Genomic DNA, 21,298 nt, shown 5'->3' on the forward strand with positions numbered 1-21,298 from the left:
TCGTCTGCCGCCGCTGCGGCCTGTTACCGTGGCCGGCTGCGCTCTGCCCCGTGCGGTGCGCCTGCCTGCGCCGTCCCTCAATCAAACCCGCTTTCTTCTGCTGCGGTATGTGTCCAGCACCACCGCCACCACGATCACCGCGCCGGTAATGATGCGCTTGGTCGGTTCGTTCGCGCCGATCTGCGCCAGTCCCGCCGCCAGCACGGAGATGATCAACACCCCGAAAAACGTGCTGATGACCGAGCCGCGCCCGCCCATCAGGCTCGTTCCGCCGATCACGACCGCCGCGATCACCTGCAGCTCCAGCCCCGCGCCGGCGTTCGGATCGGCGGCTTCGAGGCGCGAAATCTGGAACAGCGCCGCGAGCCCCGAGAATGCGCCCATCAACGCGAAAACGATCACCTTGTACGGCCGCGGATTCACGCCCGCGAGACGCACGGCTTCCTCGTTCGTACCGATACCTACCAGATATCGGCCAAAAACCGTCCGGGTCAAGACCAGATGCGCAATTATCATGACGGCGACCGCGATCAGGAACGCGGGCGAGATGCCGAACGCGATCGGATTCGACAGAAAATCGAACGCATCGCCGATATACGCCGTGCGCGAGTTCGTCATCTGATACGCGAGCCCGCGCGCGCCTTCCAGCACGCCGAGCGACACGATGAACGACGGAATCCGCCACGCCACCGTGACGAGTCCGGTCACCGTGCCCGTGAGCGCGGCGGCCGCGAGCCCGATCAGCGCGGCCGGAAACGCCGGCCAGTGCCACTTGAGCGCGGCCACGCTCACCACCGATGCCCCCAGCGCCAGCACCGAGCCCACCGAAAGATCGATGCTCGCGATGATCAGCACGAACGTCATGCCGACCGACATCACGACGAGATCCGGAATCTGGTTCGCGATCGTGCTGAACGTGTCGTACGTCAGAAAGTGCGAGCTCAGTACCGAAAACAGCGCGATCATCGCGGCGAGCGCGCCCGCGAGACCCAGGTAGTTCGACAATCCGAGCCGCGTGCCGACGCCTTTGGTGCTCTTCGGTGCGTCGGCGGGCAGATTCGCTTCGCTCATTCAATGCTCCACGTTGTCTTCGGGCGCCTTCGCGTCCGGGACGATGGGTTCGTGCATGATCGCCTCGCGCTTCGCGTAGCCGGAGAATGCCGCCGCGAGCAGCGCGTCCTGCGTCCAGTTCGCGCGCTCGAACACACCTGTCATGCGTCCGGCCGACATCACGCCGATGCGGTCGCAAATCAGCATCAGCTCGCGCAGATCGCTCGACACGACGACGAGCGCGCGCCCTTCGCGGGCCAGTGCGCCCATCAGCCCGTAAATGTCGAACTTGGCGCCGACGTCGATGCCGCGCGTCGGTTCGTCGAACAGCAGCACCGAGCAGTCGCGCGCGAGCCAGCGGCCGATCACGACCTTCTGCTGGTTGCCGCCCGACAGCTCCGACACGGCCTGCGCCGGCCCCGACGTGCGAATGCGCATCGCGTCGATCTGCCGCTGCGCGAGCGCCGCTTCCCGGCGGTTGTCGACCACGCCGTGCCGCGCCACCGCGCTGACGTTGCCCAGTGAAACGTTCGCGGCGATCGGCAAGGTGAGCAAGAGGCCCTCGCCCTTGCGATCCTCCGTGATGAGCGCGATGCCTTCGTTCACCGCATCCGACGGCGATTGCACCGGCACGCGCCGCAGCGCCTGTCCGTTACGCGCGACGGAAATCGTGCCCGCGTCCGCACGATCCGCGCCGTAGATGAGCCGCATGAGCTCGGTGCGGCCCGCGCCGATCAGTCCGCTCACGCCGAAAATCTCGCCTGCGCGCACTTCGAACGACACGTCGCGGACCGCGGGCAGCCGCGTCATGCCTTCGACTTTCAGCGCGATATCGCCGATCCGGCGTTCGCCCAGATCGATGCGCTCGCCGATCTCGCGCCCGACCATCAGCGTGACGAGCCGGTCGCTCGTGAGTTCGTCCATCGGGCCGAGATGCACGAGGCGCCCGTCGCGCAAGACAGCCGCGCGTTCGGCGATGCGCCGCAATTCCTCCAGCCGGTGCGAGATGTACACGAGGGCGACGCCGCGCGCCTTCAGCCGCTCGACCTGCTCGAACAGCAGATCCACTTCGCGCGCGGTGAGCATCGCGGTCGGTTCGTCGAGGATCAGCACGCGGCAATCGCCGATCAGATTGCGCGCGATCTCCACCATCTGCTGATGCCCGATGCCGAGCCCGCCGACGAGCGTGTCCGGATCGATCGCGTCGAGCCCGACCTGCGCCATCGCGTGACGCGCATCTTCCGCGAGCCGTTTCCGGTCGATCCATCCGAAGCCCTTGCGCGGCAAGCGGTTCAGAAACAGATTCTCCGCCACCGACAAGGTCGGCAGCAGATTCAGCTCCTGCATCACCATGCGCACGCCGAGCGCTTCGGCCTCCGAGCGGCTCTTCGGCGCGTAGGGCTGGCCGGCGAGCGTCATCGTGCCGGTGGTCGGATCCGTCAACCCGCCGATGATCTTCGACAGCGTGCTCTTGCCCGCGCCGTTCTCGCCGGTCAGCGCGAGCACTTCGCCCGCGACGAGCGCAAGCGACACGTCCGCCAGCACCGGCTCGACATAAGTCTTGCCGATGCCCGTCACCGTCAGCACGTTTGCATCGTTCGGTCCGGTCATGGGGCGCTTCAGGGGTTCGCTGTGCATCCTCGTGGTGGTCCCGCATGGCTGCGGAAAAGGCCGCGCGCCTCGACGCTCGCGGCTTCCGGCGTGTTCCACACCTTTCGCGCGAAAAGTCCGCTGAAGTGCGCGGATCGCGTCCGCGCCGTCTGCCTTTCGCGCTCGTCAGTCTGTTATCGGCACGCCTGCCGCGAACTTGAGGCTTCGCGACGCGCTTACTTCGTCACGAGATCGACAGGCGTTTCGACGACCTGCGACAGCTCCGACTGCTTCTTGTGGCCGGCGATCGCCTTCAGCGCCACGTCGATGCCGAATACCGCCTGCTTCGCCGCGTACTGGTCGGCGGTCGCGAGCACGCGGCCGTCCTTGAGCATCGGCTTGATCGCGCCGATGTTGTCGAAGCCGACCACCTGCACCTTGCCCGCCTTGCCCGCCGCGCGAATCGCCGACACGGCGCCGATCGCCATGTTGTCGTTGTCGCACAGGAGCGCCTTCACGTTCGGGTTCGCGTTCAGGATCTGCGAGGCGACTGCGTTGCCCTTGTCGATTTCCCATTCGCCCGACTGCAGGGCAACGACCTTCATACCGGCCGCGTCCATCGCCTCCTTGAAGCCCGCGCTGCGCGCCTGCGAGTTCGTGGTGGTCGTCACGCCTTCGATGATCGCGACTTCATCGCCCTTCTTCAGCTTCGGCGCGAGATAGTCGCCGACCTTCCTCGCGCCCTTCTTGTTGTCCGGTCCGACGAACGGCACGTTCAGATCCTTCGACTTGAGCACGTCCGGATCGAGCCGGTTGTCGATATTCACGACGATGATGCCCGCGTCCGCCGCCTTCTTGATGACCGGCACGAGCGCCTTCGAATCCGCCGGCGCGATGACGAGCGCGTCGACTTTCGACACGATCATCTGCTCGACGATGCGGATCTGCGCCGCCGTGTCGGTCTCGTCCTTGATGCCGTTGGTGATCAGGTCGAACTGGTTCTTGTTGTGCGCCTGATAGTCCTTCGCGCCGTTTTCCATCGTCAGGAAGAACTCGTTGGCGAGCGATTTCATGACGAGCGCGACCTTGGGTTTGCCCGCGGTCTGCGCGAATGCGGATGACGAGGCGAACGGCAATGCGGCGCACGCGGCGAGCGCGACGCCAGCCTTGAGGACGCGTCGGCGGATGATTCGGTTCATGCGGATCTCCAGTGCTTTTTCTGGTTTGTTGGTCTTTCGAGATGCAGCGAACACGAGCAACGCGTCTTTCGATCCGCGCCGGAGGATCACGCGCCAAAGCTTTCGATCGCTCTTTCGGGCGCGGTTTCAACGTTTGCTCGCCGTCGATTCTCGTAGCACCGGCGTCGGAGGTCAATCGGGCTAACGTGTAGTGGACATGCGACAACGCCGCCGAACGGCTGCTCGACGGCGTTGATGGTTGCCAGCAGGCAAAGCGTTGCGGCGCGAATCAGAGATCCTCGACCGACTGCCCTTCCACCTTGTTGTCGATGATGTCGCGCGCGTAGTCGATGCCCGCGCGCGTGGCGTCGATCGGGCTGTCGAACGGTTCCTGCTCGGGCACGCCGAACATGACGGAGCGGCCATTGTCACCATGTGCGCTCTTCGCGATCGTCACGACGATGTCGAAATGCCGCGGGCCGTCCTCCGGGTCGTCGCGCTCTTTCGCGCGCCGCAACGCCTGCACCTTGATTTCAAAACCTTTGTAATGGTCGGACAACGGCGTGGACATGAAGCGCCTCCTGGCTGCGTGATCGCTCGCACGATCATACGTCGAGTTTTTCGCAATGCGTGTCGTGAAAGGCGTTTGCAAGCGCCGTTCCAGGCAGTCGCAGCTTGCCTCCCGATTTCACCTTATCCCACACACCGTTGATATTCGGTTTGCCATAATGCGCGGGCGGCATGCCGCTAGCGATGCGCGCCGTCGAAAAACAACCGTTACTCAAATCAGGGATCGTCACATGAAAATTCGAGCCACTGCCCTCATTGCCGTGTTGAGCCTGACGCTCGGCGCACATGCCGCCTTCGCCGCCAACAGCCAGCAAAGCAAGATGACCGACTGCAACAAGCAGGCAGGCGACAAGAAAGGCGACGATCGCAAGGCGTTCATGAAGAGTTGCCTGTCCGCCGCACCCGCCGCCGCATCCGCACCGATGACGCAGCAACAGAAGATGACCGCGTGCAACAGCCAGGCAGGCGACAAGAAAGGCGACGACCGCAAGAGCTTCATGAAGAGCTGTCTCAGCAACAAGGGCTGATCGCGCTTTTTCCGCATCCGCGCCGCGCCGTTCGCGCGCGGCGACCCTTTCCTAATTACGCTGCCTACCAGCCGATATTGCACTGCACCCAAGCTGGTGATTCGCACCGTCGTCTTTTTCTCATAAGATGACGCGAAGGCGGCCCCCTCACGAATACAAGATACAAGCCATCGGCCGCCGCCGCATCGAGCGAGGCGAAATGCCACGCATGGAGGCATCGGATGGCATGGAGACACAAAAACCGCTGGTTCAGGCGGTGGCTCGTGATAATCACGTTCTGGTTCGTGCCGGTGCTGATCGTCGCGGTGAATGAAGTGCGGGAGGAGATGGCGTACAACACCGTCGATCTTCAGAAAGCACTGTCGACGTGGGAACTGAGCGACGCGCAACGTGCCGCCGGCGCCGCCACGCGCTGCCGCGGCACGCCCGAGGAAGCGCGCGCCGCCGGCTGTCCCGCCGATGTCCTCACGGCCAACGCGCCGAAGCATCAGGAAGCCCTCGCCGAATATGCGCATCGCAAGTCGACGCTCGCGGACTATCTCTGGCATGCGTTCGTCGGTTACTGGATCGTGCCCGCCGCGTTCCTGCTGGTGGTCGGCATGTTGATCGGCGGTGTCAGACGCGCATTGCGGCGGCCGCAGCATGCGCCGGCATCGCCTGCCGCCGAAGTAAAAACGACGACCCATCCGTGAGCGGCGCTCGGGTACGGTCGTTGCTACTTCCTTTGGCGGTTTTCACGTACGACCTTAAGGCGGCGCCACGAAAATTCTGCTTGCCTTGGGGTGCGCTTCGGGCGAAAACTCCGTTTCCATTTCGGTTTGGTCGAAGCTTCGTCTACCCTTATGAAGATGCAGCGCGCGGTCGAAAGATTTGTGTAATTTAGCGTCCCGCTTCACAGTGATAGGGACGGATTCGGAGTAAGCTAGGTTCGGTTTGTTGCCCGAATGTTGCGAAGCCTGAAAACCCAAGCCTGACAAGGCTTTCGGCGCACGGGCCGGGTTCGCATTTCATGTTGCTGTGCTATAACTTGCGTGCCTCACCCTCCCGCTCTATGGGGTTTCCTAAATTCCACGATGGAGAACAATGATGCAAAGACGAAACTTCATGCTCAAGTCGACCGCCGTTCTGGCGCTGGGAGGCCTCGCGCTTGCCGGCTGCACGGCAAACCGGAACGCCGGCAGCGAAGCGGCTGCGGGCGCCGCCGATGACCGCCGCGCCATCGACGCAGATGTCGACAGCACGATTCAGCGTCTCTATGCCACCGTCGGCGGCTCGCGTGAACTCGTCGCGAAAGCGCGCGGCGTGCTGGTGTTCCCGTCGGTACTTCAGGCCGGCTTCATCGTCGGCGCGCAATACGGCAAGGGCGCGCTGCGCGTGGGCGGCAGCAGCGTCGGCTATTACAGCACGACGTCCGGCTCGTTCGGCCTGCAGGCAGGCGCGCAGTCGAAGGCGCTGATCTTCCTGTTCATGACGCAGGACGCGCTCGACAAATTCCGCAACTCGGATGGCTGGTCGGCGGGCGCGGATGCATCCGTGGCGCTGGTCAGGATGGGCGCGAACGGCGTGATCGACACGACCACCGCGACCAAGCCGGTCGAGGCGATCGTGCTGACGAACGCCGGTCTGATGGCCGACGTGTCGCTGCAAGGCACGAAGGTGTCGCGCATCAAGTACTGAGCGCGTCGCGCTTTTCGCGCGGCGAATGCAAAACCGCCGTGTGGTGCGATCTTCCGGGTCGCGCCGCACGGCGGTTTTTTGTTGATGCCGAACTCAGGTGGACGTCGCGCGATCGATCACCTTGAAGCGCGCCCGCTTTTGCGCGCGCACGACGGACTGATACGCATCGAGATATTGCCGCGCCATGCGGTGCGACGTGAAGCGTTCCTCGAAGCGCTTGCGCACGCGCTCGCGCGACAGCGTATGCAGGCGGTTCACCGCCGCCACCGCACCGATCTCATCCTCGACGATGAAGCCCGACACGCCCTCGTCCAACACTTCCGGCACGGAGCCGCGATTGAACGCGATGACCGGCGTGCCGCACGCCATCGATTCGATCATCACGAGGCCGAAAGGCTCCGGCCAGTCGATCGGAAACAGCAGCGCGTGCGCGCCCGACAGGAACTCGGCCTTCTGGCTGTCGTTGATTTCCCCGATGTATTCGACATAAGGCAGCTTCAGGAGCGGCGCGATTTCGCGCTCGAAGTACTCGTGATCCGCGAAGTCGACCTTGGCGGCGATCTTGATCGGCAGGCCGCACCGGCCCGCGATGCGAATGGCCGTATCGACGCGCTTTTCCGGCGAGATGCGTCCGAGAAACGCCAGGTATTTCTGCTCCACCGGCTGCGGCACGAAAAGCTTTTCCGGCAGACCGTGATAGACGGTGCTGACCCACTTCGCCTGCGGCAGCGGATGGCGTTGCGCATCGGAGATGGAGACGACGGGCGCCGTGTCGAAGGTATCGAACACGGGCTGCTGCTCGGGCAGATCGAGGCGGCCGTGCATCGTCGTCAGGAAGGGCGTGTCCTGGCGCTTGAAGAGCGAGAACGAGTAATAGTCCATGTGAAAGTGCAGGACGTCGAACTCTTCGGCGCGGCGGCGCACCAGTTCCATCAGCAGCATATGAGGCGCGATGCGATCGCGGATCGCCGGGTCGAGCCGCAACGCGCGCGGCCAGACGGGCTCCAGGTTGGCGCTGGTCTGCGAATCGCCGGTGGCGAAGAGCGTCACATCGTGACCGAGCTCGACGAGCGCCTCGGTGAGATACGACACGACGCGCTCGGTCCCGCCGTAGAGCTTCGGCGGCACCGATTCGGTCAGCGGAGCAATCTGGGCAATTCTCATCGTTATCGTCTCCATGCAGGTATCGACGTGCGGCGGACGTCGTATGCCAGCCGCAACGCGCATCGAGTATGACAGCGGACCGAAAGCTCGGCCAACGAGGTTTGCCCTTAGGTGAGCCCGCCGTCCGCCGCGATGAAGGCATTATCGAGTGCAAAAGCGCCCGTCATGACCGCCTCTTGCACTTTCATCGCTCTGTTACAGGGCCGAAACAATCGTTTCGCGGGACGGTTACTTGCGGGCGTCGCCGCGCAGATCCCTGAGAAAATCGTCGCGCCATACGCCCAGATCGTGCTTGCGCAGCGCGATCATGTTGGTTTCGTAGCGCTGCTTGCGCTCGGCGAGCGGCATCGCCAGCGCGCGGCCGATCGCCTCGCTCGTGCCGACGATATCGTGCGGATTGACCATCACCGCGCCGGTCATTTCATCGGCGGCGCCGGCGAACTGCGACAGCACGAGCACGCCGGGATCATCGGGATTCTGGGCCGCGACATACTCCTTCGCGACGAGATTCATGCCGTCGCGCAGCGGCGTGACGAGCCCGATCTGCGATTCGCGAAACAGCGACATCAATTTCCAGCGGTCATAGCGCTGGTTGAGATAGCGGATCGGCGTGTAATCGAGCCCGGAATAGCGCCCGTTGATGCGCCCCGCTTCGTACTCCAGGTTCTGTCGGATCTGCTGATACGTTTCGACGTCCGAGCGCGTCGGCGGCGCGATCTGCACGAGCGTGACATTGCCGCGCCACTCCGGCGACTTCTCCAGAAAATGCTCGAACGCCCGAAAGCGCTCGACGAGCCCCTTCGAGTAATCGAGCCGGTCCACGCTCATGATGAGCTTGCGCCCTTCGAGGCTTTGCTTCAGGTCCATCACGTCCTGACGCGCCTCGCCGCGCTCGGCCTGCTCGGCGATTTCGTCGGGAAACACGCCGATGCGATACACGTTCGTGCGCAGCTTTCGGCCGAACGCTTCGACGCGGCCATCGGGCGTGGCGGTGCCGTGCGCGTGCCGGACGATGTAGTCGTGAAACGCGATGCGGTCGCTTTCCGTCTGAAATCCGACGACGTCGTAGCAGCACAGCGATTTCACCAGTTCTTCGTGCGGCGGAATGTTCAACAGAATCTGCGGCGACGGAAACGGAATATGCAGAAAGAAGCCGATGCGATTCGTGATGCCCGCCGAGCGCAGCGCTTCGGCGAACGGGATCATGTGATAGTCGTGGACCCAGATGACGTCGTCGGGCTGAAGCAGTTTGACGAGCTTGTGCGCGAGCCACGCATTCACGCGCCGGTAGCCGGCATACTCGTCGCGATCGTAGACGGCGAGATCGTTGCGATAGTGGAAAACCGGCCAGAGCATCGCGTTCGAAAAGCCGCGGTAGTACTGGTCGTAATCCTTCTTCGGCAGGCCGACGGTTGCAAACGTCACCGCGCCGTCCTGTTCGAGCTTCGGTCCCTGGTTCGCGACGGTTTCGCTCACGACGTCGCCGCTCCAGCCGAACCAGACGCCGCCGCTGTCCTTCAGCGCCCCGAAGACGCCGACGGCAAGCCCGCCCGCGGAGCCCTTGGTTTCGGTCGGCGTGGCGACCCGGTTGGATACGACGACGAGACGGCTCATATGTTTTCCTTTTCCTCTTCGAACGTTGCTTTTTTAGGATAAACCCGAAATTTACGACCGGGAAACGGCGCGCGGGTTTCCGTCATGTCTTTTCGGCGGAAGCCGGCGCGGTGGACGCCGCCGCGTGCGCGCGCGGGTCCGGCCCGGTCTGCTCGCCGCGGCTCGCGACCGGATCGGCGGCCGTGTTCGCCGTGCTGGCGGCATGCGCCGTGCCCGCTCTTTCGAGCGGCGGCGCGAAGTCGACGTGCGTGTCCTTATCCGTCGACAAATCCGCCCGCGCGCGCGGCAGATAGTGCGGATACGCCGCCTGCACGAAGCTCACGAGCCCTTCGCGCACGCGGCAGCGCAAGTCCCAGTTGAGCGCCGAATCGAACGAGCTGACGAGCACGCGAAGCTGCATCGCGCGATCGGTGGCATCGGTGACTTGCAGCACCTGCACGCGCCCGTCCCATTCCGGCGCATGCGCGAGAATGCGTTCCAGTTCCTCGCGCAGCGGCGCGAGCGGCATGCGGTAGTCGACATACAGAAACACCGTGCCGATGATCTGCGAGCTGTTGCGCGTCCAGTTCGTGAACGGATTCTCGATGAACCATTGCAACGGCACGATGAGCCGCCGCTGATCCCAGATGCGGATCGACACATACGTGCCGGTGATTTCCTCGACGCGCCCCCATTCGCCCTGAATGACGACGACATCGTCGAGACGAATGGGCTGCGACAGCGCGATCTGCAAGCCCGCGATCAGATTGCCGAGCACCGGCCGCGCGGCGATACCGGCGACCAGACCCGCGACGCCCGCCGACGCCAGCAGGCTCGCGCCGATCTGCCGCACGCTCGGAAACGCCATCAGCGCCCCGCCGAAGCCGATGATCACGATCACCACCATCACCGAGCGCGCGAGCACCCGCGCCTGCGTGTGGATGCGGCGCGCGTTGAGATTGTCGTCGGTGTCGAGCGGATGCGCCTGCACGATCGCCTCGCCCACCGCGCCCGCCGAGCGCGCCGAGAGAAACGTGATCGCGACGATCAGCGCGACCGTTTCCACATCGCGCAGCGCGCCGATGAAAGGCAGCGTATCGGGCGCCTCGAAGATCGTGAAACCGATCCCGAGCATGATGAGCAGAATGAGCGCGGGCGTGTCGATGTAGCGCAGCACGACGCTCATCAGCGGATAAGGCCGCGCGATGCGCACGAGAATGCGCGCGCCGACGCGATGCACGCCGACCGCGACCGCCACGGAAATGGCAAGCACGACGAGCGCGCCGGGCCAGGTGCCGAGCGGCCGTTCTGCGAGATCCAGGAAATGGTCGAATGAGAGCATGAGCGTCGCGGGATCAGCCTCGGGAAGGGATAAGCGGCGAGGTGGATACGGCGGTTGCATCGCATGGATGCGTGATGTTGCGTGGCGCTGGGGATTGCAGTCGCGCGATCCGTCCGGGCGCGGCCGTCGCAATGTTGTTGCAGCAAGCGTGACGCCAGCGCCCCGGCGTCACGATTCGTTCAGCGTTCCGCCTTGCAGGGAAACGCCTTGCCGAGGCCGAGCGAGACCATCGTGGTCGCGTTGAACTCGGCTTTATCGGGATTATTGGCGATGTACTTGCGCACCGCGTCCGTGAGTTGCTGCGGTTTCACGTCCGCCGGCAGGCAGAAGTACTGGCCGATCTGCGGCCCGGACGTTCCGCCGATCGCTTCGATCGTGTTGTAGATGCCGTCCGCCGCGCCTTCGATGTAGGCCGCGCAGGCGGTCCGTGAGTTGGGATCCGTTTTGGTGCAGAGCTTGTTCAGATCGTTGCCGGTAAACGCGAACGCACAAACCGGCGTTGCGAGAGCACAGGCGAGGACGAATTCCCGCAGCATGATCTTCCTTTTATGTAGAGCGGCGGTGAAATTGGAGCAACGGGTCCGGGGAAAGATGCGTTCGCCCCGGACTTTGTTTCGCGCTGCGTTATTTTGCACCGTTTGAGCCGCTTTGCGCAGCGCCTGCGCCCGCGCTCGCGCCTTGCGGCATCGAATCGAGACGCGCCTGCAGGCCTTCGGCGACATCCTTCTCGTTGTACTTGCGGGCGAAGTCCACCGCCGTCATGCCGAGCTGGTTCTTCACGCGCAGGTCGGCGCCTTCGTCGAGCAGCAGCTTGCAGGTCGAAAGATGACCGCCGCGCGCCGCCATCATGAGCGGCGTCGTGCCGTTGGGCGAACCCGCGTCGATATAGGCCGAATGGTCGACCAGAATCTTCACGATATCGTCATGGCCGTTGGTCGCGGCGTAATGCAGCGGCGTCCAGCCTTTCTTGTTCACTTCGGCGTCCTTGGCGATCAGCAGGTTCACGAAGGTCGCGTCGCCGTTGAGCGCCGCGAGCATCATCGCGTTTTCGCCGGCGGGATCGAGTTTCTCCAGATCCGTCTTCGGGTTGTCGGCGAGCAACTGGCCGACCTTGTCCGACTTCTCGCGCGCGGCGATCACGATGATCGGCGTGCCGCTGTCGTCGACCGTGTTCGGGTCCGCGCCCTGCGCGAGCTGTTTCTTCACCGCCGATATGTCGTCGAACTTGACCGCCTTGATGAGCGAGTCCACGGACGCGGCCCAGACCGGCTGAGCGATCGCGCAGGCCGCGAGCAGCGCCCCGGCGACGAGACCGCGCACGGCTACGCCCTTACGCGCGGCGCGCATCGTGTTCGGAGTGGAAACCATCGTGGAATTGTTCATAAGTGACCTTCGGATTGCCTTGAAACAGTTTTTTAAGCGCGGGCCGTCCGCCCTCAGACTGGCCGCGCGATCTTGAAGAGCCGGAAGAAGTTGTCGGTAGTCGCCTGCGCGACGGTCTCTTCCGGCTGCTCGCGCAATTGCGCGATGAAACGTCCGACATAACTCACGTACGCAGGTTCATTCGGCTTGCCGCGATACGGCACCGGCGCGAGATACGGCGAATCGGTCTCGATGAGCAGACGCTCGATCGGCACGCGCCGCGCCACGTCCTGCACATCGGTCGCCTTCTTGAAGGTGACGATGCCCGACAGCGAGATATGAAAATTCTGTGCGAGCGCGCGTTCGGCGACGTCCCACGGCTCGGTGAAACAATGCATGACGCCGCCCGGCACGCCCGCGCGCTCCTCCTCCATGATGCGCAGCGTGTCGTCCGACGACGAGCGCGTGTGGATGATGAGCGGCTTGCCCGTCGCGTGCGCGGCGCGGATATGCGTGCGAAAGCGTTCGCGCTGCCATTCCATGTCGGCGATGCTGCGCCCTTCCAGACGATAGTAGTCGAGCCCGGTCTCCCCGATCGCGCAAACTTTCGGATGCGCGGCCAGTTCGACGAGTTCGGCGACGCTCGGCTCGCGCATATCCTCGTGATCCGGATGCACGCCGACGGACGCATACACGTTCTCGTGCTGCTCCGCGATGGCGAGCACCGAGGGCAGCGTCTCCAGGTCGACGGACACGCACAGCGCGTGCGTGACCGAATGCGAGCGCATCTTGTCGAGGACGTCGGGCAAACGGTCCGCGAGCCCTTCGAAGTTGATATGACAGTGTGAATCGACGAACATCGGGTGCTCCTTCATGCATGTCCTGCGTCGCGCGCTCGATGGCTTCAGGCGGTATAGATGCCGCGATAGCCGATGAACAGTTCCTCGAACACGAGTCGCGCATTGAGCGGATGGTTTTCCACCGCGCGCTGCCGCGTGACGGTCTTCATGTAGCGTGCGAGCGCGGCCGAATCGGCGCTGTGCGCGCAACGCGCGAGCGGCTTCGCCGCGCCGGGGAAATATCGCGGCCGCCCCGCCGTGCGCTCGGCGAGCAGATCGTAGAGCCAGCGCTGCAGCCAGCCGAGCACGAGCGGCACGGGCAGCTTCTGCAGGTTCTCTCCGCACGCGAAGGCATCGCAGTTCGGTCCGGCGGCGAGTTGCGCGAGCGTGAAGTCGCGCAAGGCGCGGTGCTCGTCGTTCGCCAGCGCGAGCGCAGCAAGCGGCGCGCCGCCCGCCTGCGCGAGCACGGCCGCCGGATCGTCGACGCCTTGCGACGCGAGCCATGCGCTCGCTTCCTTCGATCGCGGCACGCTCATCGGCCATTGACGGCAGCGGCTGATGATCGTCGGCAACAGCCGGTCGATGCGCGCCGACACCATCAGGAACACGACGCCCGACGGCGGTTCTTCAAGTGTCTTCAGCAGCGCATTCGCCGCCGCGACGTTGAGCGCCTCCGCCGGATACAGCACGACGACGCGCAAGCCGCCGCGATGCGAGCCGACACCGCAGAAATCCAGCAGCGCGCGCACCTGCTCGATCTTGATTTCCTTGCTGGGCGCGCGGGTCTTCTTGCCTTCGTCGCCGTCGGCTTTGTCGGCGGGGGAATCGGCTGCGTCGCCGGCTGCGGCGGCCAGTCCCGCAAGCGCTTCAGGCAGCACCGCGCGGTAATCGGGATGATTGCCTTGCGAAAACCACAGACACGCCGGGCACGTGCCGCACGGTTCGCCATTCGCGGCGGGCGTCTCGCACAGAAGCCCTTGCGCCAGATGCTGCGCGAACTGAAGCTTGCCGATGCCCGCCTCTCCGTGCAGCAAGAGCGCATGCGGCCAGTGCGCGCGCAGTTGCTGGAGACGCTGCCAGTCGTCGGTTTGCCAGGGGTAGATCATCGCTATATTTTCGTGGAATCAGATACTTGCGAGCATTTCTTCGAGCGTTTTCCGAATCTGCTCGATGGAGCGCGTCGAATCGACGATGAAAAACCGCTGCGGCGATTCTTCCGCGCGGCGCAGATATTCGCTGCGCGTGCGCTCGAAAAACGCCTCGGATTCGCTCTCGAACTTGTCCGGCGCGCGCGCGGCCGAGCGGCGCTCGCTCGCGGTGTCGGTCGGCACGTCGAAAAGGACGGTCAGATCCGGCTGGAAACCGCCCTGCACCCAGCGTTCCAGCGCTTCGAGCTTGTCGCGCGGCAGACCGCGGCCGCCGCCCTGATAGGCAAAAGTCGCGTCGGTGAAACGGTCCGACAGCACCCAGTCGCCGCGCGAGAGCGCCGGTTCGATCACTTGCGCGAGATGTTCGCGGCGTGCGGCGAACATGAGGAGCGCTTCGGTTTCGAGGTCCATCGGCTGATTCAGCAGAATGCCGCGCAGCGTTTCGCCGAGCGGCGTGCCGCCCGGTTCGCGCGTCATGACGACCCGATGCCCGCCCGGCTCGACTTTCGACTCGAGCCGCTCGCGGAACCAGTCCAGATGCGTGGTCTTGCCCGCGCCGTCGATGCCTTCGAACGTGATGAACTTGCCGCGCGCCATTCATTGACCCCGGATGTATTTGTCGACGGCCTTGTTGTGGTCGCCGAGATTGTCGGAAAAGATGCTGCTGCCGTCGCCGCGCGACACGAAATACAGCGCGTTGCTCGCGGCGGGATTGAGCGTGGCGTTCAGTGCGGCCACGCCGGGCAGCGCGATCGGCGTCGGCGGCAGACCCATGCGCGTGTAGGTATTGTACGGAGTGTCCGTCTGCAGGTCCTTTTTCTTCAGCTTTCCGCCGTAGGCCGGGCCTAAGCCGTAGATCACGCTCGGGTCGGTCTGCAACGGCATGCCGATGCGCAGCCGGTTCGCGAACACCGCCGCGACGAGCGGCCGGTCCGAGGCGCGGCCCGTCTCCTTCTCGACGATCGACGCCATCGTGAGCGCCTCGTAAGGTGTCTTGTAAGGCAGATTCGGCGCGCGCGTGTTCCACGCTTCGGTGAGACGCGCCTGCATCAGCCGGTACGCGCGCTTGTAGACGGCGAGATCGCTCGTGCCCTTGTCGAAGAGATAGGTGTCGGGGAAAAACAGACCTTCGGCGGACGCCTTGTCGACTTCGGCCGCGCCGATCGCGCGCAGCAGGTCGGTGTCGGTCATGCCGGCGGTGTCGTGCTTGAGCGCGGGATTGCTGTCGAGCTCGCCGCGCATCTTCTGCAGCGTCCAGCCTTCGATGACCGTCGCGACATATTCGTTGACATCGCCGCGCGCGATCTTCTGCAGCACCTCGTAAGGCGTGATGCCGGTCTTGAACGCGTAGTTGCCGGATTTAAGCTGTGCGGACAGGCCGAGCACGCGTGTCATCAGCACGAAAAGCTCGGGTTCGACGGGCACGCCGCCGCGGTTCAACTGGGCGCTCACGCTGCGCAGGCTGCTGTGAGGCTTGATGGTGACGTCGAGTTCGGGCGTCGGCAATGCCAGGGGCCGGCCGGCCCACCAGTACACGCCGCCCGCGACGGCCGCCGCGAGCATGGCGGCGAGCACCGCTGCCATGACGCATTTCTTCAGAAAGGACATGCGAAACACGCTTGAGATAAGACCAATATAATAACTTGCCGCCCGCTCCAGAGCCGCATTCCCGGGCCTGCGCCCAAACGATAGGATTGACAGCCCGCCGACTCATGAATTCCCAGACCATCGCTCTCGCTGCTTCAGACTTCGCTTCCGTCAAGACCGCCGGCGCGTACATGCCGCTCACCCAGTTCGGCGTGATCGACGTCCGGGGCGAGGACGCCGCCTCCTTCCTGCACACCCAGATCACGAACGACGTCCAGCATCTCGATGCGTCGACCGCTCGTCTCGCGGGCTACTGCTCGCCGAAAGGCCGCCTCCTCGGCTCGTTCCTGATGTGGCGCACGGCCGATGCGGTGCGCCTTCTGATCGCTCACGACGTGCAGGCCGCCGTGCAGAAACGCCTGTCGATGTTCGTGCTGCGCGCGAAGGCGAAGCTCACCGACGCGACGTCCGAAGTGGCCGCGGTCGGCTTTGCGGGCGACGTGCGCGCGGCGCTCTCCGGCATTTTCGATGCGTTGCCCGACGGCGTGCACGTGAAGGTCGAAGGCCCGCACGGTTCGCTGATCCGTGTGCCGGACGCGGCCCATCGTCCGCGCTTTCTGTGGGTCGGACCGAAGGCCGATGTCGAGGCGCAGCTCGCGAAGCTCGACGGAAAACTGACGCGCGTGCCCGAACAGATGTGGGACTGGCTCGACATTCACGCCGGCGAGCCGCGCATCACGCACGCGACGGTCGAGCAGTTCGTCCCGCAAATGGTGAACTTCGACGTGCTGGGCGCGGTGAACTTCAAAAAGGGCTGCTATCCGGGACAGGAGATCGTCGCGCGCAGCCAGTATCGCGGCACGATCAAGCGGCGCACGGCGCTCGCGCACGTCGACCATGCGACGCCCGGCGCCGAGCTTTTTCATTCCGATGACCCTGGCCAGCCGTGCGGCCTCGTCATCAACGTGGCGCCCGGCGAGAACGGCGGCGTCGACTGTCTCGTCGAGATCAAGCTCGCCGCGCTCGAAAGCGGTTCGGTGCACGCCGGTTCCGCCGATGGCCCCGCGCTCACCTTCGTGCCGCTGCCGTACGCGTTTCCCGCCGACGCCTGAGGTCGCGCGCGCATGTGTCTGATCGTCTTCGACTGGCAGCCCACGGCTTCGCGGGACAACGGCCGCGCGTTGCTGACGCTTTCGGCCAATCGCGATGAATTCTTTCGCCGCGACGCCGATCCGATGCACTGGTGGCACGACGCGCCAGGCGTGCTCGCCGGCCGCGATCTGACGGGCGGCGGCACCTGGCTCGGCGTGTCGCGCGACGGGCGGTTTGCGGCATTGACCAACTATCGCGCGCCGAGCGACATGCAGCCGAATGCGCCGACGCGCGGCACGCTCGTGAGCGCGTTTCTCGCCGGCGAGCGTGTGGCGCCGCTCGACTATCTGCGCGGCGTGGCGCGGGAAGGTCATCGGTATAACGGGTTCAATCTGCTGTGCGGCGACTTCACGCGGCGCGAGCTCGGCTGGTACGGCAATCGCGCCAATGCGCCGCCCGCCTTGCTCGATGCGGGCGTGCACGGCTTGTCGAACAGCTTGCTGAATACGCCGTGGCCCAAGCTGGTTGCGCAGCGGGAAGCGCTGTGCGATCTGATTCACGCCGATGAACGCCCGTCGCTCGATGTGCTCATCGATACCTTGCGCGATCCGCGCATTGCGAACGACGAACATTTGCCCTCGACGGGCATTTCGATCGAGCGCGAGCGCGTGCTGTCGGCTGCGTTCATCGAAACGGCGGAGTACGGCACGCGCAGCACGACGGCCTTGCGCGTGAGTCCGGCGGCGCGCGGGCTGGCGCTGGAGATCAAGGAACGCAGCGACGATGACGGCTCGCATCGCATCGTCAGGCCGGGGGCGTTCGAGCGGGCGTTTGGGTTCGGGATCGAAGGCTGAAGCGAATTACCCGAACGCCTCCCGCAACGCCCTCACCGCATCCGCATGCGCCTGTGCCACTTCCGGCACGAGCCCGCCCATCTTGAAGAATTCGTGGATCATGCCTTCATAGCGCACGAGCGTGACAGGCACGCCCGCCTCTTCGAGCTTCGCGGCAAACGCGATGTCCTCGTCGTACAACGGATCGTGATCCGCCGCCGCGATCCACGCCGGCGCGACGCCTCTGAAGTCCGGCACGCCGCCCGCCGCATCGAGCGGTGCGAAGCGCCAGTCGTCGCGATCCCGGTCGTCGCGCAAATACTGCGCGAAAAGCCATTGAATCGTCTCGGCGGACAGCAGATAGCCTTCCGCGAGACGCGCATGCGATTCGGTCTTCTGCCACGCGCTCGTACCCGGATAGATCAGCAGTTGCAGCTTCAGGTCGATGCCCGCATCGCGCGCGAGCACCGCGCACACGATCGCCAGCGTGCCGCCCGCGCTGTCGCCGCCCACGGCGAGCCGCGCCGCATCGATGCCGAGCGTGCCCGCCTCGCGCGCGAGCCATTGCAGCGCATCGAAGGCATCGTTCACCGCGACGGGAAACTTGTGCTCCGGCGCGAGCCGGTAATCCACCGAGACGACCGCGCATCCCGCGTCGTGCGCGAACTTGCGGCACAGCGCGTCGTGCGTGTCGACGCTGCCGACCGTGAAGCCGCCGCCATGCAGATACATGAGCGCGGGCGAAGGCTCGGCCCAGCTCGGCTCGACCGGATGGTAGATGCGCACGCCGATCGTTTCGCCATCGCGCGTGGGAATGCGCAGATCTTCGACGCTGTGCATCGGCAACGGGGCGATATCGAGGATCTGCGCGCTCATCGCGTAGGCGGCGCGCGCCTGTTGCGCCGTGATCTTGTGATACGGCGGTCGATTGGCGCGCGCGACCATCTCCAGAATTTGCGCGATCTTGGGATTGAGCGGCATCGGCGGAAAAAGCGTCAAAGGGACACGATGATGCCACGAAGCACGCGCCGCTAACGCGGATGCTTCAGCGACATCGGATCGGTCGGGTTGCGCAGTTGCGCGATATCGTCGAGCCGCAGTTGCACCGAAGGCATGATGTTCGGATGCGTGACGACGTAGAAGCGCCCTTCGCGCACCGCATCGAAGGTCAGCTCGGCGATGTCGCGCGCCGACAGCTTGCCGCCCTCCACCGCCCGCGTGAGGCGCCGCGCCGCGAGCTTTTGCGAGGCCGTGTACGGCGCGTCGTTGGCGAGCGTCCCGGGCCGCGAGCGCTCGGCATCCGCGATGCCCGTCGGCACGAACGCGGGACACAAGAGCGACACGCCGATCCTCGACGCACCCGCGAGCCGCAAGTCGTGATGCAGCGTCTCGGTCAACGCGACGACCGCGTGCTTCGATGCGTTGTAGACGCCCATCGCGGGCGCGGCGAGCAGGCCCGCCACCGACGCCGTATTGACGATATGCGCCGGCTCGTTCTGCGCGAGCATGACCGGCACGAACGCGCGCAGGCCGTTCGCGACGCCCATCACGTTCACGCCGAAAACCCATTGCCAGTCGTTCGCGCTGTTTTCCCACACGAAGCCGCCCGCGCCGACGCCCGCGTTGTTGAAGAGCATGTGCACGCCGCCGTATTCATCGAGCGATGCTTGCGCGAGCGCCTGCACCTGAACGGCATCCGATACGTCCGTCGTGACGCCGATCGCGTCGCCGCCCGCCGCGCGCACGGCTTCGACGGTCGCGGCGAGTCCGGCGGTATCGAGATCGGCGAGCACGAGCTTCATGCCGAGCGCCGCGCCCTTTCTGGCGAACTCGCGCCCGAATCCGCTGCCCGCGCCGGTGATGACGGCGACCTTGCCTTCGAAGCGATCCATCAGACGAGCTTCACCAGTTGCTTGCCGAAGTTCTTGCCGCGCAAGAGGCCGAGAAACGCTTCGGGCGCATTTTCGAGCCCCTCCGCGATGCTTTCGCGAAAATGCAGCTTCTTCGTCGCGATGCGCTCGCCAAGTTCCTTCAGCGCCTGCGGCCAGACATCAAGATGCTCGTAGACGATGAAACCCTGCAGCTTGAGCCGCTGCGTCAGGATGAGCCGGGGCGCGTCCATCGGCAAGGGCTTGCCGTCGTAGCCGGAGATCATGCCGCACACCGCGATGCGCCCGAACGCGTTCATGCGCGCGAGCACGGCATTGAGCACTTCGCCGCCGACGTTCTCGAAGTAGCCGTCGATGCCATCGGGTGTCGCGGCCTTCAGGTCTTCGTAGAGCTTGCCCGCCTTGTAGTCGACGCACGCATCGAAGCCGAGCGTCTCCACGACATAGCGGCACTTGTCCGGCCCGCCCGCGATGCCCACCGCGCGGCATCCCGCCGCCTTCGCCAGTTGCCCGACGACGCTGCCCACCGCGCCGCTCGCCGCGGACACGACGACGGTCTCGCCCGCCTTCGGCTCGATGATGCGATTCAGTCCGTACCACGCCGTGACGCCCGGCATGCCGAGCGCGCCGAGATACGCGGAGAGCGGCACACGCGATGCATCGACCTTGGTGAGGCCGTTGCCATCGGACGTGCCGTATTCCTGCCAGCCGAGCACTCCGACGACGCTATCGCCCGCCTTGAACGCCGGATTGCGCGATTCGGTCACGACGCCCACCGTGCCCCCGATCATGACTTCGTCGAGCGGCTGCGGCGCGGCGTACGACTTCGAGTCGTCCATGCGGCCGCGCATGTACGGATCGAGCGACAGATAGTGGTTGCGCACGCGCACTTCGCCGTCCTGAAGCGGTGCGAGCGGCGTTTCAACAAGCCTGAAATTCGACACCGACGCCTCGCCTTGCGGGCGCGACACGAGCAAAATCTGGCGATTGATCTGTGCGTCTGCCATTGGAGTTTCTCCTTCTCGAACTGGATTCAGGCGTCGCTGGGTCCTGGCGTCGCCTTCGGATCGGACCGCATTTTCTGCCTGACGATGTCGCGCCCGACCGCGAGCCGCTTCATGTACTTGAACGTACCGAGCGCCTTCGCGACGAAGTGGCCTTCGCTGTCGCGAACCTCGCCTTCGCAGTAAGCCATCGTCGTCGAGCGATGCAACACACGGCCGTAACCGCGCAGCTCGCCGCGCCCGGGCTGCATGAAATTGACCTTCATCTCGACGGTGACGACACCGATGCCATCGCCCGCGACGCTGCGCGCGGCGAGCGCGAGCGATGCGTCGAGCAGGGTCATCGTGACGCCGCCGTGCGCGATGGCCCACGTGTTCATGTGCTCGTCGCGAAGCGGCAGGCGCACTTCGCTTTCGCCGTCCTGCGCCTTGACGAGCTCGACGCCGAGCGCATCGATGAACGGGCTTTCGATGGAAACGTTGCCGCCGGCGTGATCGGAAGAGGACATCGCGTTCACACTTCGTAGTCGACGCACTGGCGCGCTTCGCGGATCGCCGCGACGAAGTCCTTCAGCGCCTGGTGCTTCGGATGCACCTGATACGCTTCGAGCGCGGCCTTGTCGTCGAAGTCGGAGACGAGCACGACGTCGTACGTGCAGTCGAAGCCCGGCTGCGCCGTGCCGACTTCGAAATGTCCCTGTCCTTTCACGATGCTCCGGCAGGTTTCGAGCTTCGCCTTCAGCTTCTGCGCATTTTCGGCGCGGCTTGCGCCCTCGGCGTTTTCCTTCAGCTTCCACATGACGATGTGACGTAGCACGGCGACTCCTTCATTGCGAATGAATCTCGAAGCGTA

General features: G+C 64.9%; 24 protein-coding genes. 5 read left to right on the forward strand and 19 right to left on the reverse strand.

Features of this window, described 5'->3' with window-relative positions:
- Window positions 1-81: 81 nt before the first annotated feature.
- The 5 genes from AWB76_RS16395 to AWB76_RS40965 all read right to left on the reverse strand — a co-directional run bounded on the left by AWB76_RS16395 (window position 82) and on the right by AWB76_RS40965 (window position 4,618).
- Window positions 82-1,071, reverse strand: coding sequence for an ABC transporter permease (locus tag AWB76_RS16395; RefSeq protein WP_061161192.1), 990 nt, complete (start codon window positions 1,069-1,071; stop codon window positions 82-84).
- The gene (locus AWB76_RS16400; RefSeq protein WP_061161319.1) at window positions 1,072-2,661 is read right to left on the reverse strand and encodes a sugar ABC transporter ATP-binding protein; all 1,590 of its coding nucleotides are present in this window, start codon (window positions 2,659-2,661) and stop codon (window positions 1,072-1,074) included.
- 215 nt (window positions 2,662-2,876) lie between these two features.
- Window positions 2,877-3,839: a sugar ABC transporter substrate-binding protein gene (locus tag AWB76_RS16405; protein ID WP_061161320.1), complete on the reverse strand. Its 963-nt coding sequence runs from the start codon at window positions 3,837-3,839 to the stop codon at window positions 2,877-2,879.
- 268 nt (window positions 3,840-4,107) lie between these two features.
- Window positions 4,108-4,389 carry a hypothetical protein gene (locus AWB76_RS16410; RefSeq protein WP_061161193.1) on the reverse strand — a complete coding sequence of 94 codons (282 nt, stop codon included), beginning with the start codon at window positions 4,387-4,389 and terminating at the stop codon, window positions 4,108-4,110.
- A 34-nt stretch (window positions 4,390-4,423) separates the two neighbouring features.
- Window positions 4,424-4,618, reverse strand: coding sequence for a hypothetical protein (locus AWB76_RS40965; RefSeq protein WP_157696156.1), 195 nt, complete (start codon window positions 4,616-4,618; stop codon window positions 4,424-4,426).
- On the opposite strand from AWB76_RS40965, the gene AWB76_RS16415 reads away from it, so the two are divergent.
- The 3 genes from AWB76_RS16415 (at window position 4,619) to AWB76_RS16425 (ending at window position 6,592) form a co-directional block, all read left to right on the forward strand.
- Complete coding sequence (locus tag AWB76_RS16415) at window positions 4,619-4,915, forward strand: PsiF family protein (protein ID WP_061161194.1); 297 nt, start codon at window positions 4,619-4,621, stop codon at window positions 4,913-4,915.
- Window positions 4,916-5,136: 221 nt separating this feature from the next.
- Complete coding sequence (locus AWB76_RS16420) at window positions 5,137-5,607, forward strand: hypothetical protein (protein WP_061161195.1); 471 nt, start codon at window positions 5,137-5,139, stop codon at window positions 5,605-5,607.
- 394 nt (window positions 5,608-6,001) lie between these two features.
- Window positions 6,002-6,592 (forward strand): BPSL1445 family SYLF domain-containing lipoprotein, encoded by a 591-nt coding sequence (locus AWB76_RS16425; protein WP_061161321.1) that lies wholly within the window; start codon window positions 6,002-6,004, stop codon window positions 6,590-6,592.
- Window positions 6,593-6,685: 93 nt separating this feature from the next.
- On the opposite strand, the gene AWB76_RS16430 is transcribed toward AWB76_RS16425, so the two are convergent.
- From AWB76_RS16430 to mltG, 9 genes are all read right to left on the reverse strand, one after another.
- Complete coding sequence (locus AWB76_RS16430) at window positions 6,686-7,756, reverse strand: glycosyltransferase family 4 protein (RefSeq protein ID WP_061161322.1); 1,071 nt, start codon at window positions 7,754-7,756, stop codon at window positions 6,686-6,688.
- A 228-nt stretch (window positions 7,757-7,984) separates the two neighbouring features.
- Window positions 7,985-9,370, reverse strand: a complete 1,386-nt coding sequence (otsA, locus tag AWB76_RS16435; protein WP_061161196.1) for an alpha,alpha-trehalose-phosphate synthase (UDP-forming) — start codon at window positions 9,368-9,370, stop codon at window positions 7,985-7,987.
- Window positions 9,371-9,452: 82 nt separating this feature from the next.
- On the reverse strand, window positions 9,453-10,691 hold the full coding sequence (locus AWB76_RS16440; protein ID WP_061161197.1) for a mechanosensitive ion channel family protein: 1,239 nt from the start codon (window positions 10,689-10,691) through the stop codon (window positions 9,453-9,455).
- Between the two features lie 179 nt (window positions 10,692-10,870).
- Complete coding sequence (locus AWB76_RS16445) at window positions 10,871-11,227, reverse strand: Rap1a/Tai family immunity protein (protein WP_061161198.1); 357 nt, start codon at window positions 11,225-11,227, stop codon at window positions 10,871-10,873.
- A gap of 88 nt (window positions 11,228-11,315) precedes the next feature.
- Window positions 11,316-12,074 (reverse strand): ankyrin repeat domain-containing protein, encoded by a 759-nt coding sequence (locus AWB76_RS16450; RefSeq protein ID WP_061161199.1) that lies wholly within the window; start codon window positions 12,072-12,074, stop codon window positions 11,316-11,318.
- 53 nt (window positions 12,075-12,127) lie between these two features.
- A complete protein-coding gene (locus AWB76_RS16455) occupies window positions 12,128-12,913 on the reverse strand; it encodes a TatD family hydrolase (RefSeq protein ID WP_061161323.1) in 786 nt (261 codons plus the stop codon).
- A gap of 44 nt (window positions 12,914-12,957) precedes the next feature.
- Window positions 12,958-13,998 carry a DNA polymerase III subunit delta' gene (locus AWB76_RS16460; RefSeq protein WP_061161200.1) on the reverse strand — a complete coding sequence of 347 codons (1,041 nt, stop codon included), beginning with the start codon at window positions 13,996-13,998 and terminating at the stop codon, window positions 12,958-12,960.
- An 18-nt stretch (window positions 13,999-14,016) separates the two neighbouring features.
- Window positions 14,017-14,637, reverse strand: a complete 621-nt coding sequence (tmk, locus tag AWB76_RS16465; protein WP_061161201.1) for a dTMP kinase — start codon at window positions 14,635-14,637, stop codon at window positions 14,017-14,019.
- Window positions 14,638-15,648 carry an endolytic transglycosylase MltG gene (gene mltG / locus AWB76_RS16470; RefSeq protein WP_061161202.1) on the reverse strand — a complete coding sequence of 337 codons (1,011 nt, stop codon included), beginning with the start codon at window positions 15,646-15,648 and terminating at the stop codon, window positions 14,638-14,640.
- A gap of 104 nt (window positions 15,649-15,752) precedes the next feature.
- On the opposite strand from mltG, the gene ygfZ reads away from it, so the two are divergent.
- Window positions 15,753-16,739 (forward strand): CAF17-like 4Fe-4S cluster assembly/insertion protein YgfZ, encoded by a 987-nt coding sequence (ygfZ, locus tag AWB76_RS16475; RefSeq protein ID WP_061161203.1) that lies wholly within the window; start codon window positions 15,753-15,755, stop codon window positions 16,737-16,739.
- 12 nt (window positions 16,740-16,751) lie between these two features.
- Window positions 16,752-17,573 (forward strand): NRDE family protein, encoded by an 822-nt coding sequence (locus AWB76_RS16480; protein WP_061161204.1) that lies wholly within the window; start codon window positions 16,752-16,754, stop codon window positions 17,571-17,573.
- 6 nt (window positions 17,574-17,579) lie between these two features.
- Here AWB76_RS16480 and AWB76_RS16485 read toward each other — a convergent pair whose 3' ends face one another.
- The 5 genes from AWB76_RS16485 to AWB76_RS16505 are packed head-to-tail and all read right to left on the reverse strand — an operon-like array spanning window position 17,580 to window position 21,262.
- Window positions 17,580-18,533 (reverse strand): alpha/beta hydrolase, encoded by a 954-nt coding sequence (locus AWB76_RS16485; RefSeq protein WP_061161324.1) that lies wholly within the window; start codon window positions 18,531-18,533, stop codon window positions 17,580-17,582.
- 50 nt (window positions 18,534-18,583) lie between these two features.
- A complete protein-coding gene (locus AWB76_RS16490; protein ID WP_061161205.1) occupies window positions 18,584-19,444 on the reverse strand; it encodes an SDR family oxidoreductase in 861 nt (286 codons plus the stop codon).
- Entirely contained in the window at window positions 19,444-20,448 is a 1,005-nt protein-coding gene (locus AWB76_RS16495) for an NADP-dependent oxidoreductase (RefSeq protein WP_061161206.1), read from the reverse strand. The genes AWB76_RS16490 and AWB76_RS16495 overlap by 1 nt, the downstream gene beginning before the upstream one ends.
- A 26-nt stretch (window positions 20,449-20,474) precedes the next feature.
- Complete coding sequence (locus AWB76_RS16500) at window positions 20,475-20,954, reverse strand: PaaI family thioesterase (RefSeq protein ID WP_061161326.1); 480 nt, start codon at window positions 20,952-20,954, stop codon at window positions 20,475-20,477.
- A gap of 5 nt (window positions 20,955-20,959) precedes the next feature.
- A complete protein-coding gene (locus AWB76_RS16505; RefSeq protein WP_061161325.1) occupies window positions 20,960-21,262 on the reverse strand; it encodes a Dabb family protein in 303 nt (100 codons plus the stop codon).
- Window positions 21,263-21,298: the final 36 nt, after the last annotated feature.

Origin of the sequence: Caballeronia temeraria (assembly GCF_001544795.2) — a bacterium.
Lineage (GTDB): Bacteria > Pseudomonadota > Gammaproteobacteria > Burkholderiales > Burkholderiaceae > Caballeronia > Caballeronia temeraria.